The organism is Streptomyces sp. NPDC047017 (assembly GCF_040644175.1).
Classification (GTDB): Bacteria; Actinomycetota; Actinomycetes; order Streptomycetales; family Streptomycetaceae; genus Streptomyces.
Genome location: NZ_JBEYVW010000001.1, coordinates 1,675 through 14,225, shown reverse-complemented (window position 1 = coordinate 14,225; position 12,551 = coordinate 1,675). Strand labels below are relative to the sequence as shown.

Annotated in this window: 7 protein-coding genes; 3 read left to right on the top strand and 4 right to left on the bottom strand. The window is 72.9% G+C overall.

Going from position 1 to position 12,551, the window contains the following annotated elements; all coding sequences use genetic code 11:
* Positions 1-27: 27 nt before the first annotated feature.
* The 3 genes from ABZ858_RS00045 to ABZ858_RS00035 all read left to right on the top strand — a co-directional run bounded on the left by ABZ858_RS00045 (position 28) and on the right by ABZ858_RS00035 (position 5,333).
* Positions 28-1,482 carry an FGGY family carbohydrate kinase gene (locus ABZ858_RS00045; RefSeq protein ID WP_361370138.1) on the top strand — a complete coding sequence of 485 codons (1,455 nt, stop codon included), beginning with the start codon at positions 28-30 and terminating at the stop codon, positions 1,480-1,482.
* Positions 1,483-1,671: 189 nt separating this feature from the next.
* On the top strand, positions 1,672-3,405 hold the full coding sequence (locus tag ABZ858_RS00040; protein WP_361370135.1) for an ABC transporter ATP-binding protein: 1,734 nt from the start codon (positions 1,672-1,674) through the stop codon (positions 3,403-3,405).
* Entirely contained in the window at positions 3,405-5,333 is a 1,929-nt protein-coding gene (locus tag ABZ858_RS00035; protein ID WP_361370132.1) for an ABC transporter ATP-binding protein, read from the top strand. Before ABZ858_RS00040 ends, ABZ858_RS00035 begins: the two co-directional genes overlap by 1 nt.
* Before the next feature lie 59 nt (positions 5,334-5,392).
* Here ABZ858_RS00035 and ABZ858_RS00030 read toward each other — a convergent pair whose 3' ends face one another.
* The 4 genes from ABZ858_RS00030 to ABZ858_RS00015 all read right to left on the bottom strand — a co-directional run bounded on the left by ABZ858_RS00030 (position 5,393) and on the right by ABZ858_RS00015 (position 12,054).
* The gene (locus ABZ858_RS00030; RefSeq protein ID WP_361370129.1) at positions 5,393-6,970 is read right to left on the bottom strand and encodes a sigma-70 family RNA polymerase sigma factor; all 1,578 of its coding nucleotides are present in this window, start codon (positions 6,968-6,970) and stop codon (positions 5,393-5,395) included.
* A gap of 280 nt (positions 6,971-7,250) precedes the next feature.
* Positions 7,251-9,176 carry a DNA primase gene (gene dnaG, locus ABZ858_RS00025; protein WP_361370126.1) on the bottom strand — a complete coding sequence of 642 codons (1,926 nt, stop codon included), beginning with the start codon at positions 9,174-9,176 and terminating at the stop codon, positions 7,251-7,253.
* A 39-nt stretch (positions 9,177-9,215) separates the two neighbouring features.
* Positions 9,216-10,481: an FAD-dependent oxidoreductase gene (locus ABZ858_RS00020; protein ID WP_361370123.1), complete on the bottom strand. Its 1,266-nt coding sequence runs from the start codon at positions 10,479-10,481 to the stop codon at positions 9,216-9,218.
* A gap of 229 nt (positions 10,482-10,710) precedes the next feature.
* Positions 10,711-12,054: a deoxyguanosinetriphosphate triphosphohydrolase gene (locus tag ABZ858_RS00015; RefSeq protein ID WP_361370120.1), complete on the bottom strand. Its 1,344-nt coding sequence runs from the start codon at positions 12,052-12,054 to the stop codon at positions 10,711-10,713.
* Positions 12,055-12,551: the final 497 nt, after the last annotated feature.

Below are 12,551 nucleotides of genomic sequence, written 5' to 3'. Positions count from 1 at the left end.
GCGGCGCGATGCGGCAGAATTTTCCGTATGGGGATAGTCGCCGGCTTGGACAGCTCACCTGATTTCACTCGCATCGTGGTCTGCGACGCGGACACCGGTGCCGTGCTCCGCCAGGGCTACGCGCCGCATCCGGTGGAGAGCGCCGAGGGCGGAGGCCGCCCCTCCGACGTGGACCCGCAGGCGTGGCTGCTCTCGCTCGGGGAGGCCGCGGGCGGCGGGCTGCTGGAGGGCGTGCAGGCCATCGGGGTGTCCGCGCAGCAGAACGCGCTGATCCCGCTGGACGGCCAGGGCGGCACCGTACGGCCGGCCCTGGTCGGCGGTGACCGGCGGGCCCAGATCGCCGCGGCCGATCTGGTCGACGCGCTCGGCGGCCGGGAGGCGTGGGCGCAGGCGGTCGGCTGTGTGCCGCAGCCGGCGCAGTCGGTGACCAAGCTGCGCTGGCTGGCGAAGAACGAGCCGGAGGCAGCCGGCCGCACGGCCGTGCTGATGCAGGCGCACGACTGGCTGGTGTGGCAGCTGCTGGGCCGGCCGGTGCGCCGGACCACCGACCGCGGCGGCGCCTCGGGCACCGGCTACTGGTCCGCGGCGACCGGCTCCTGGCGGCCCGATCTGGTCGAGCTGGCGCTCGGCCACCAGGCCGTGCTGCCCGAGGTGATCGGCCCCGCCGAGGCGGCCGGTACGACGCCGGAGGGGCTGCTGATCTCGGCCGGCACCGGGGAGACCATGGCCGCCGCCTTCGGTCTCGGGCTGCGGCTGGGGGACGCGGTGGTGTCGCTCGGCGCCTCCGGTTCCGTGATGGCCGTGCACCCCGAGGCGCTGGTGGACCAGACCGGGATGATCACCTCGCTGGCCGACGCGACCGGCATGCACCTGCCGGTGGTGACCACCCTGAACGCCGTCCGGGCGCTGCGCGGCACCGCCGAACTCCTGGACCTGCCCGACCTGGAGGCGCTGTCCGAGCTGGCGATGAAGTCGACGCCTGGCTCCCACGGGCTGGTGCTGCTGCCCTATCTGGAGGGCGAGCGGACCCCCGCGCTGCCGCACACCGCGGGCACGCTGGCCGGGCTGCGGCGCGAGTCGATGAAGCCGGAGCACCTGGCGCGGGCCGCGTTCGAGGGCATGCTGTGCGGGCTCGCGGACGCGCTGGACGTGCTGCGCGGCCGGGGCGTGGAGGTGCGGCGCGTCTTCCTGCTCGGGCAGGCCGCCGAGCTGCCCGCCGTGCAGGCCGCCGCGCCCTCGCTGTTCGGTGCGCAGGTCGTCGTACCGCAGCCCGCGGACTACGCCGCGATCGGCGCCGCCCGGCAGGCGGCCTGGGCGCTCGGCACCTCCCGCGGCACGCTGGACGCGCACAACCCGCCGGCCTGGCAGGGCGCGGCCGCCCAGGTCCTGGAGCCCGGTGAGGAACTGGCGGTGGGCCAGGCGGTGCGCCAGCAGTACGTGACCGTGCGCGAGCAGACCCATCCCGGCGCCTTTCCCGAATGACCCGGCCAGCCACAAAACATATATAACGGATATAACTCCGGGGGCGTCCCGGTGTAGGTCACCGGCTGACGGCGCATCGGCCGGTGGACCGCTTTCGGGTTAATCAGTTGAGGTAACGCGGGTGGAGTGTCCGACGATAGGGGCCAGGGGACACCGACCGCCCCCACCGCCGACTCCGAGAGACCGAGCGTGCTCATACGACTCCTGCGGACCTACCTCAGGCCCTACAAGAAACCCATCGTCCTCCTGGTGCTGCTGCAGTTCCTCCAGACCTGCGCCACCCTCTACCTGCCGACGCTGAACGCCCACATCATCGACAAGGGTGTGGTGAAGGGTGACACGGATTACATCCTGACCTTCGGTGCCGTGATGATCGCCATCTCGCTGGTGCAGGTGGTGTGCAACATCGGGGCCGTGTACTACGGCGCCAAGACCGCCTCCTCGCTCGGCCGGGACGTGCGGGCGGCCGTCTTCGACCGCGTGCAGTCCTTCTCCGCGCGCGAGGTCGGGCAGTTCGGCGCGCCCTCGCTCATCACGCGTACGACCAATGACGTCCAGCAGGTACAGATGCTGGCCCTGATGACGTTCACCCTGATGGTGTCGGCGCCCATCATGTGCGTGGGCGGTGTCGTGCTGGCCCTCGGGCTCGACGTGCCGCTCTCCGGTGTCCTGGTCGCCGTCGTCCCGGTGCTCGGCATCTGCGTGACGGTGATCGTGCGCCGGCTGCGCCCGCTGTTCCGTTCCATGCAGACCCGCCTGGACACGGTGAACCGGGTGCTGCGCGAGCAGATCAGCGGCAACCGCGTCATCCGCGCCTTCGTCCGCGACGAGTACGAGAAGGACCGCTTCCGCCGGGCCAACACGGACCTGACGGAGATGTCCCTGGCCACCGGCCGGATGCTCGCGCTGATGTTCCCGATGGTGATGACGGTGGTGAACCTGTCCTCCATCGCGGTGGTCTGGTTCGGCGCGCACCGCATCGACAGCGGCCAGATGCAAATCGGCGACCTGACCGCGTTCCTGGCCTATCTGATGCAGATCGTGATGTCCGTGATGATGGCCACCTTCATGTTCATGATGGTGCCGCGCGCCGAGGTGTGCGCCGAGCGCATCCAGGAGGTCATGGACACCGAGTCCAGCGTGGTGCCGGCACTCGCGCCCGTCACCGAGCTGCGCAGCCACGGGCACCTGGAGCTGCGGCGGGCCGGGTTCCGCTATCCGGGCGCCGAGGAGCCGGTGCTCAAGTCCCTCGACCTGACGGCCCGGCCCGGCGAGGTGACCGCCGTCATCGGCTCCACCGGCAGCGGCAAGTCCACCCTGCTCGGCCTGGTCGCCCGCCTGTTCGACGCCACCGACGGCGAGGTGCTCGTCGACGGCGTGGACGTACGGACCCTGGAGGCGAAGCTGCTGGCCAGGACGGTGGGCATGGTGCCGCAGAAGCCGTACCTGTTCGCCGGCACGGTCGCCACCAATCTGCGCTACGGCAACCCGGACGCCACCGACGAGGAATTGTGGCACGCGCTCCAGGTGGCGCAGGCCAAGGAGTTCGTCAGCAAGCTGGAGGGCGGCCTGGACGCGCCGATCTCGCAGGGCGGCACCAATGTCTCGGGCGGCCAGCGCCAGCGCCTGGCCATCGCCCGCACCCTGGTGCAGCGGCCGGAGATCTACCTCTTCGACGACTCCTTCTCCGCCCTCGACTACGCCACCGACGCCGCCCTGCGCGCCGCCCTGGGGCGGGAGACCGCCGAGGCGACCGTCGTCATCGTCGCCCAGCGGGTGGCGACCATCCGGGACGCCGACCGGATCATCGTCCTGGACGAGGGCCGGGTCGTCGGCTCCGGCCGCCACCACGAGCTGATGGCGGACAACGAGACCTACCGGGAGATCGTGCTCTCCCAGCTGACGGAAGCGGAGGCTGCCTGATGGCCGGGCCCATGGGGCGCATGATGGCCGGGAGCGGCCCCGACAGCCGCTCGATGGACTTCAAGAACTCGGGCAAGCGGCTGATCGCCCAGTTCCGGCCCGAGCGGGTCACGATCTACGCGCTGCTGCTGTGCGTGGTGGTCAGCGTGGCCCTCAGCGTGATCGGGCCGAAGATCCTCGGCAAGGCCACCGACCTCGTCTTCGCCGGCATCATCGGCCGGCGGCTGCCGGCCGGGACGACCAAGGAGCAGGTCCTCGCGTCCATGCGGGCGCACGGGCAGGGCACGGTCGCCGACATGCTCGGCAGCACCGACTTCACCCCGGGCCAGGGCATCGACTTCACCGCGGTCGGTGAGGTCCTGCTGTTCGCGCTCGGCACGTTCCTGGCCGCCGGCCTGCTGATGGCGGTGGCGACCCGGCTGGTGAACCGGTCGGTGAACCGGACCGTGTTCCGGATGCGCGAGGACGTGCAGACCAAGCTGTCGCGGCTGCCGCTGTCGTACTTCGACAAGCGCCAGCGCGGCGAGGTGCTCTCCCGCGCCACCAACGACATCGACAACATCGGCCAGACGCTGAACCAGTCGATGGGCCAGCTGATCAACTCGCTGCTGACCATCATCGGCGTGCTGATCATGATGTTCTACGTCTCCTGGCTGCTCGCCCTGGTCGCCCTGGTCACCGTGCCGCTGTCGTTCCTGGTGGCCACCCGCGTCGGCAAGCGGTCGCAGCCGCACTTCGTGCAGCAGTGGCGCACCACCGGCCAGCTGAACGCGCACATCGAGGAGATGTACACCGGGCACGCGCTGGTGAAGGTGTTCGGCCGGCAGGAGGAGTCGGCGCGGCAGTTCGCCGAGCAGAACGAGGCGCTGTACGAGGCCGGTTTCCGGGCGCAGTTCAACAGCGGTGTGATGCAGCCGCTGATGATGTTCGTCTCCAACCTGAACTACGTGCTCGTCGCGGTCGTCGGCGGCCTGCGGGTCGCCTCGGGCACCCTGTCCATCGGTGATGTGCAGGCGTTCATCCAGTACTCGCGGCAGTTCTCGATGCCGCTGACCCAGGTCGCCTCCATGGCGAATCTGGTGCAGTCCGGCGTGGCCTCGGCCGAACGGATCTTCGAACTCCTGGACGCGGAGGAGCAGGAGGCGGACCCGGTGCCGGGCGTACGGCCGGAGGAACTGCGCGGGCGGGTCGCCCTGGAGGGCGTGTCGTTCCGCTACGAGGAGGACAAGCCGCTCATCGAGGGCCTGTCGCTCACCGTCGAGCCGGGCCACACGGTGGCGATCGTCGGCCCGACCGGCGCGGGCAAGACCACGCTGGTCAACCTGCTGATGCGGTTCTACGACGTGACCGGCGGCCGGATCACCCTGGACGGCGTGGACATCGCGCGGATGTCGCGCGACGAACTGCGCTCGGCCATCGGCATGGTGCTCCAGGACACCTGGCTGTTCGGCGGCACCATCGCGGAGAACATCGCCTACGGCGCCTCCCGCGAGGTCACCCCCGGGGAGATCGAGGAGGCCGCCCGGGCCGCGCACGCCGACCGGTTCGTGCGCACCCTGCCCGACGGCTACGACACCGTGATCGACGACGAGGGCACCGGGGTCAGCGCCGGTGAGAAGCAGCTCATCACGATCGCGCGGGCGTTCCTGTCCGATCCGGTGATCCTCGTCCTGGACGAGGCGACCAGCTCGGTCGACACCCGTACCGAGGTGCTGATCCAGAAGGCGATGGCCAAACTCCAGCACGGCCGGACGTCGTTCGTCATCGCGCACCGGCTCTCCACCATCCGGGACGCGGACACCATCCTGGTCATGGAGAACGGCTCGATCGTCGAACAGGGCGGCCACGACGAGCTGCTGGCCGCCGACGGGGCCTACGCGCGGCTGTACAAGGCGCAGTTCGCGCAGGCGGTGGCGGAGGTCGACTGACCTGTACCGCCGCCGTCCAGGGCCGCTCGTCCCGGTGTGTTCCGGGGCGGGCGGCCCGGTCAGTCCAGGTAGCCCCGCAGCTGGTCGGCGAAGGCGTGGTCGCGCAGCTTGTTGAGGGTCTTGGACTCGATCTGGCGGATCCGCTCGCGGGTCACGCCGAACAGGCGCCCTATCTCCTCCAGGGTGCGCGGGCGCCCGTCCACCAGCCCGTACCGCAGCTGGACGACCTTGCGCTCGCGCTCCCCCAGCGTGGAAAGGACCGCCTCCAGGTGCTGGCGCAGCAGCAGGAACGCCGCCGACTCCACCGGGGAGGCGGCGTCGCCGTCCTCGATGAGGTCACCGAGGGCCACGTCCTCCTCCTCGCCGACCGGGGCGTGCAGGGAGACGGGCTCCTGGGCCAGCCGCAGCACCTCGCCGACCCGCTCGGGCGACAGCTCAAGCTGCGCGGCGACCTCGGCGGCGGTGGGCTCGTGGCCGCGCTCCTGGAGCATCCGGCGCTGCACCCGGACGACCCGGTTGATGAGTTCGACGACGTGCACCGGCACCCGGATGGTGCGGGCCTGGTCGGCCAGCGCCCGGGACATGGCCTGGCGGATCCACCAGGTGGCGTAGGTGGAGAACTTGAAGCCGCGGGCGTAGTCGAACTTCTCCACGGCCCGGATCAGCCCGAGGTTGCCCTCCTGGACGAGGTCCAGCATGGTCAGGCCGCGGCCCACGTACCGCTTGGCCACCGACACCACCAGCCGCAGATTGGCCTCGATGAGCCGCCGCTTGGCCATCCGGCCCAGGACGACGAGCCGGTCCAGGTCACCGGCGAGCCGGCTGTCGAGGTCGGGCGTGCCGGCCAGCTTCTCCTCGGCGAACAGCCCCGCCTCGACCCGCCGGGCCAGCTCCACCTCCTCGGCCGCGGTGAGCAGCGGGATGCGGCCGATCTCCCGCAGGTACTGCCGGAACAGGTCGGCGGAGGGGCCGCCGGTGTCGGTGGCGCGGGTGGGCACGGCGGGCGGCTCCGCGGGTTCGGCGGCGTCCGCGGCCGGTTCGCCGTCGTCCACCGCCGGTTCGGCGTCGTCCACCGCCGGTTCGGCGTCCGGCGCCGGTTCGGCGTCCGGCGGGTCCTTCGGTCCGGCCGGGTCGGTCGGGTCGGTCGGGTCGGCCGGGTCGGTCGGGTCGGTCGGGTCGGTCGGGTCGGTCGGGTCGGTCGGGTCGGTCGGGGCGGTCGGGGCGGTCGGGGCGGTCGGTGCCTGCTTCCGGTCGGTCCGTGCATGCTTCCGGTCGGTCCGCGGCTGCTCCCGGTTGGGCGGTGCCTGCTTCCGGTCGGTCCATGCCTGCTCCGGGGCGGTCGGTGCCTGCCTCCGGTTGGTCCGCGGCTGCTCTTGGTCGGTCCGTGCCTGCTCCCGGTCGGTCTGCGGCTGCTCCCGGTCGGTCCGTGCCTGCTCCGGGGCGGTCCGTGCCTGCCTCCGGTCGGTCCGCGGCTGCTCCCGGTCGGTCCGTGCCTGCTCCGGGGCGGTCGGTGCCTCCTCCGGCTCCGCGGGCGGTTCCGTCTCCGGGTGGTGCGCGAGCCGGTCCTGCGGGGGCACGGCCGCCGCGGCCGCCGGGCCGGTGGTGCTGTCGGTGGGGGTGAGGGTCCGGGTCTGCACGGGGGCGACCTCCAGGATGGTCGCTGCCGGCCGGTGCGGCAGCGGTACTCGGGGGGCGGCGCCGGCGGCCTCGCCGGGGCCGTCCCGAAGCGACGAGCGCGACCGGGGGGTGGAGGGCCCGTGGGGGACGGGCCGGCCGCACTCCGATGACTCAGGCACCGGACCCAGTGTGGGGTACGACACATCGCCGCCACGAGGGGCGTGCGGTGACTTTTTGCGTCCGGTCCGTCACCGGGCGGTTATCCGGGGTGTCCGGGTCGCCCCGAGGGACGGGACGGCGTCACAGGGCCGCCGCGCCCCGCTCCCGCAGCGCCTGGTCGTACTGCTGGAGGACCCACAGCTCGTTCTGCGCGGCGGCCAGCTGGGCGGGGTCGCCGCCGGTGCCGAGGCGGGCGACGGTGCTCGCCAGGTCGCGGATGCGGCGCTCGACGGCGCGGCGGCGGACGGTGACCAGCTGGGCGCCGGCGTAGGCGTCGTCGACCTCGCGGCGCAGCAGGATCGCCTCGACCGCCAGTTCGGTGACCATCGCGCGGACCGTGTCGTCGGGGGCCGCCTCGCGGACCCGGACGAGGTACTCCTGCGGGTCGGCCGTGCCGTACTCGGCGCCGCCCGCGTCCTGGACCGCCTGGCGCACGGCCGCGTAGGGCGGGGCGGTGAACTCGTCGGTGCCGTAGGCGTCGAAGGCCGGGGAGACCAGCTCCGGGCGTTGCAGGGCGAGTTTGAGCAGTTCGCGTTCGGTGGCGTGCACCGGGTTGCGCAGGGTGAGCGCGGGGCCGCGGGGGGCGGTGGGCCGCTCGGGGGCGGCCGCGTACTGCTGCGGGCCGCGCCGCTGCCGGTCGGCACCCGGACCGCCGGGGCGGCCGGAGCCGCGCTCGCGGGCCCAGCGGGCCAGCTGCGCCACCCGCTTGACCACGAACTGGGTGTCGAGGATGCCGAGCAGCCCGGCGAGCTGGACGGCGACCTCGTGCTGGGCGCCGCTGTTCTTGATCCGGGCGACGACCGGGGCGGCCTCGTCCAGGGCGGCGGCGCGGCCGGCCGGGGTGTCCAGGTCGTAGCGGGCGACGATCTGGCGCAGGGCGAACTCGAACAGCGGGGTGCGCGGTTCGACGAGGTCGGTGACCGCCTCGTCGCCCTTGGCCAGGCGCAGCTCGCAGGGGTCCATGCCGTCGGGGGCGATGGCGATGTACGTCTCGGCGGCGAACTTCTGGTCGTCCTCGAAGGCGCGCAGCGCCGCCTTCTGGCCGGCCGCGTCACCGTCGAAGGTGAAGATCACCCGGGCCGAGCCGTTGTCCATCAGCAGCCGCCGCAGGATCTTGATGTGGTCGCCGCCGAAGGCCGTGCCGCAGGTGGCGATGGCGGTGGGCACCCCGGCCAGGTGGCAGGCCATGACGTCGGTGTAGCCCTCGACGACGACCGCGCGGGAGACCTTCGCGATCTCCTTCTTGGCCAGGTCGATGCCGTACAGCACCTGGGACTTCTTGTAGATCGGGGTGTCGGGGGTGTTCAGGTACTTGGGGCCGTTGTCCGCCTCGTACAGCTTGCGGGCGCCGAAACCGACGACCTCGCCGCCGATGTCGCGGATGGGCCACATCAGGCGGCCGCGGAAGCGGTCGATGGGGCCGCGGCGGCCCTCCTGGGCGAGACCGGACAGGACGAGTTCCTTGTCGGTGAAGCCCTTGCCGCGCAGGAAGCGGGTGAGGTGGTCCCAGCCCTGCGGGCTGTAGCCGACGCCGAAGTGGACGGCGGCGGACTGGTCGAAACCGCGCTCGGCCAGGAAGACCCGGCCGGCCTCGGCCTCCGCGCCGGAGGCGAGCTGCTCGGCGTACCAGTCGGCGGCCAGCTTGTGCGCCTCGACCAGGCGGATGCGCTCGCCGCGCTGGTGGGACGGGTTGTACCCGCCCTCCTCGTAGCGCAGGGTGATGCCGGCCTGGGCGGCCAGGCGCTCGACCGCCTCCGAGAAGGTGAGGTGGTCGATCTTCATCACGAACGTGATGGTGTCGCCGCCCTCCTGGCAGCCGAAGCAGTGGAAGAGTCCCTTGCCCGGGCTGACCTGGAAGGACGGTGACTTCTCGTCGTGGAAGGGGCACAGTCCCTTGAGGTTGCCGCCGCCCGCGTTGCGCAGCTGGAGGTACTCGGACACCACGGCGTCGATCGGGACCGCGTCCCGTACCGCCTTCACGTCCTCGTCGTTGATCCGTCCTGCCACGCGTGAATTCTACGGGGACGCGGTGACACTCCGGTCCGGCTACGGGGCCAGGGTGTCCAGCGGGACGTGCGGGTCGGCCAGCGCGTCCGTGTCCACCTGCGCCTTCGTGCGGATCAGGTGCTGGATGGGGTCCGTGACGTCCCACACGTTGACGTTCATCCCGGCCAGGACGCGGCCCTCCCTCACCCAGAACGCGATGAACTCGCGCTTGCCCGCGTCCCCGCGGATCACCACCTGGTCGTACGAGCCCGGCGGCGCCCAGCCGCTGTACTCCATGCCGAGGTCGTACTGGTCGGAGAAGAAGTAGGGCACCCGGTCGTAGGGGTCGTCGCGGCCGAGCATGGCGCGGGCGGCGGCCGGGCCGCCGTTGAGCGCGTTGGCCCAGTGCTCCACCCGCAGCCGGGTGCCGAAGAGGCCGAGCGGGAAGGCGGCCACGTCGCCGGCGGCGAAGATGTCGGGGTCGGAGGTGCGCAGCGCCTCGTCGACCGCGATGCCGCCGCCGTGCGCCCGGTCGGCCAGCTCCAGGCCGGCGGCCTCCGCCAGGGAGACGCGCGGCGCGGCGCCGATCGCGGCGAGCACGTCGTGGCAGGGGTGCTCCTCGCCGTCGTCGGTGCGGGCGGCCAGCACCATGCCGTCCTGGCCGACGATCTCGGTGAGCCGGGCGCCGAAGTGGAAGCGGACGCCGCGCTCGCGGTGCAGCTCGGCGAAGAGCTGGCCCAGCTCGGGGCCGAGCACGCCGTGCAGCGGGGTGGGGGACGGCTCGACGACGGTGACCTCCGCGCCGTACTCGCGGGCCGCCGCCGCGACCTCCAGGCCGATCCAGCCGGCGCCGGCGATCACCAGATGGCCGTTGTCCCGGCCGAGGTGGGACAGGACGTTCTTGAGGCGCTCGGCGTGGGCGAGGCGGCGCAGGTGGTGCACGCCGGCCAGGTCGGTGCCGGGGATCTCCAGGCGGCGCGGCTCGGCGCCGGTGGCCAGCAGCAGCTTGTCGTAGCGCACGTGGGTGCCGTCGTCGCCGTAGTGCACGGACTTGGCGGCGCGGTCGACGGCGACGACGGTCTGGCCGAGGTGCAGCTCGATGTCGTGCCGCGCGTACCAGGCCGGTTCGTGCACGAAGACGGAGTCGCGCTCCTCCTTGCCGAGCAGGTAGCCCTTGGACAGCGGCGGGCGCTCGTAGGGGTGGTCGCGCTCGTCACAGATGAGGATCACACGGCCGCTGAAGCCCTCCGCGCGCAGGGTCTCGGCCGCCTTCGCGCCGGCCAGCCCTCCTCCGACGATGACGAACGTCTGATCCGCGTCGACCACTTGCTGCCTCCTGACGGGGGTCCGGGAGGTGTCTCCCGGGGGAACACTGTGGGTGCCGCCACCTGCGAGCGTCCCGCACGGAGCGTGATGCGGGAAGAGGGAGTGGCCCGATCAGGCCACGGAGGGTCACAGGGCGCTCCGGTGCCCGGTCACCTCCGGCACCGGGCCCACTCGGGTCCCAGCGCTATCACGGGGGCGGGTAAGCGCGCTGTCAGTGCCAGGGGCATTTTCACCGCCTCTTCACGTTCGCCGCGCGGTCCGTCAGACGGGCGTGCAGGGAGCGGGCCGAGGCGTCGGTGAGGGAGGCGATCTGGTCGACGATCACGCGTTTGCGGGCGCGGTCGTCGGCGGCGCGGGCGAACAGGGCGCGGAACTGCGGGTCCAGGCCCTCGGGGGCGCGGGCGGTGAGCGCGGCGGCCAGCTCGGCGACCACGATCCGCTGGTCGGCGCGGAGCAGCTCCTGCTCGGTGCGCTGCATGACGTAGCGGACGGCGACGGCCTTGAGGACGGCGCACTCCATCCGGGTGCTCCTGGGCACGACCAGCTCCGCCCCGTAGCGGGTGAGGCGCCCGCCGCCGTACGCCTGCCGGGTGGCGCCCTCGGCGGCCAGGCAGAAGCGGCCGATGAGCTGGCTGGTGGCGTCCTTCAGACGGGCCTGGGCGACCGCCGAGCCGTCGTACCCGTGCGGCCACCACTCCTGGGCCAGCAGGCGGTCCAGGGCCTCGGACAGCTCCTCGGGGCCGGTGTCCGCCGGGACGTAGCGGCCGACGGCGACGGCGAAGACGGCCCGGCGTTCGGGCCCGGACTGGAGGCAGGCCGGGTCGATGTGGCCGGCGTGCAGGCCGTCCTCCACGTCGTGCACCGAGTACGCCACGTCGTCGGACCAGTCCATGACCTGGGCCTCGAAGCAGGCGCGGGTGGAGGGGGCGCCCTCGCGGGCCCAGTCGAAGACCGGCCGGTCGTCCTCGTACACCCCGAACTTGGGCGAGGCGGGGTCGGTGGGGTGGCCGCCGCGCGGCCAGGGGTACTTGGTGGCGGCGTCCAGCACGGCACGGGTGAGGTTGAGGCCGACGCTGACCGGCTCGCCGTCGTCCGGGCCGGGCACGAAGCGCTTGGGCTCGATGCGGGTGAGCAGGCGCAGCGACTGGGCGTTGCCCTCGAAGCCGCCGCAGTCCTCGGCGAACTCGTTCAGCGCCTGTTCGCCGTTGTGGCCGAAGGGCGGGTGGCCCAGGTCGTGGGAGAGGCAGGCCGCCTCCACCAGATCGGGGTCGCAGCCGAGGGCCGCGCCCAGCTCGCGGCCCACCTGCGCGCACTCCAGCGAGTGGGTGAGCCGGGTGCGGGGGCTGGCGTCCCAGACCTGGCGGCTCTCCCCCGGCGTGACCACCTGTGTCTTGCCTGCCAGCCGTCTGAGGGCGGCGGAGTGCAGCACCCGCGCCCGGTCGCGCTGGAACGCCGTCCGGCCCGGCCGCTTGTCCGGCTCGACGGCCCAGCGCCCGACCGCCGCCGGGTCGTACCCGTCCGGCGGGAGGTGACGCTCGTGCGGCGGTGCTGCCCCGGGGGCGATCCCTTCCATGCCTCGACAGTAAGCGCAGGCACTGACAAGCGTGACGTCACGGTCCGTTTCCGCGCGGGGCGGGAGGCGTGGGGGCCGGGGGTGGCGGCCGAGCCGGGCGGGGCCGCTGCGGGGCGAAGCGGGTGCGGTTCGCGGTGGCTACGGGGGGGGGGCGGGGACCGGGTCGTTCCGCGGCGAAGCCGACGCGGTTCCCAGTGGCGACAGGGAGGGCGGGGACCGGGGCGTTCCGCGGCCGAGCCAGCGCGGTCCACAGCAGCGACGGGGGGAAGAGGCGGGGACCGGGCCGCACCGGGGCGAAACCGACGCGGTCCACAGCGGCTACGGGGAGCGGAGACCGGACCACTCCAGGGCGAAGCCGACGCGGTCCGCAACGGCGACGGGAAGGGCGGGGACCGGACCGTTCCAGGGCGAAGCCGACGCGGTCCGCAACGGCGACGGGAAGGGCGGGGACCGGACCGTTCCAGGGCGAAGCCGACGCGGTCCGCAACGGCGACGGG